Source organism: Neobacillus paridis (assembly GCF_016765675.1).
Lineage (GTDB): Bacteria > Bacillota > Bacilli > Bacillales > Cytobacillaceae > Neobacillus > Neobacillus paridis.
This window is the reverse complement of record NZ_JAESWB010000078.1, coordinates 1-548: the sequence shown is the minus strand read 5'-3', so window position 1 is coordinate 548 and position 548 is coordinate 1. Positions and strand designations below refer to the sequence as shown.

Annotated in this window: 2 protein-coding genes; both read left to right on the top strand. The window is 50.4% G+C overall.

The features are described from left to right. On the top strand, nucleotides 1-395 hold a 395-nt coding region (locus JK635_RS05925; RefSeq protein WP_202653066.1), incomplete at its 5' end, for a TadE/TadG family type IV pilus assembly protein. Next, nucleotides 392-548 (top strand): TadE/TadG family type IV pilus assembly protein (locus tag JK635_RS25100; RefSeq protein ID WP_202653065.1); only part of this gene is annotated, 157 nt, incomplete at its 3' end. The genes JK635_RS05925 and JK635_RS25100, both read left to right, overlap by 4 nt.

Here is a 548-nt window from a genome sequence, read left to right as displayed (position 1 = left end):
TAATCCCATTGCTATTGCTCACTTTTGGCATGACAGAACTGGGGCGCGCTTTTTATCAGTACAACAGCTTGGCAAAGACTACTAGAGACGCAGCACGTTTCTTATCTGCTCAAGGACCAGGCGATGCAGTAGATCTGGCCACGGCAAAGTGCCTGGCTGTTTATGGCAAAAGAACTTGTTCCGGCAGTACGCTTTTGCCTGGCCTCACACAAAGCATGGTCACGGTATGCGACAGCAGCAACTGCGCAAGCCATCTCAATCAAAGTACGACAACTGGCGTGATCAACCTCGTTACCGTCACGATAACCGGCTATCCATTCACATCGATGGTGCCTTTCCTGGTGCCAAATATCACGTTCGGGGCAATTAGCACAACTATGCGGCAGGTGTTATGAAAGCATCTTCAAATTTCTTTCACAGTATGTACTTTCGCCAGCGAGGCGCGGCCGCTGTGGAATTTGCGCTTGTATGCGCCGTATTCTTCATGCTCTTGATTGGAATGATGGAAATGGGCCGCATGCTGTTCTACTGGAACTCGGCCGCAGAGG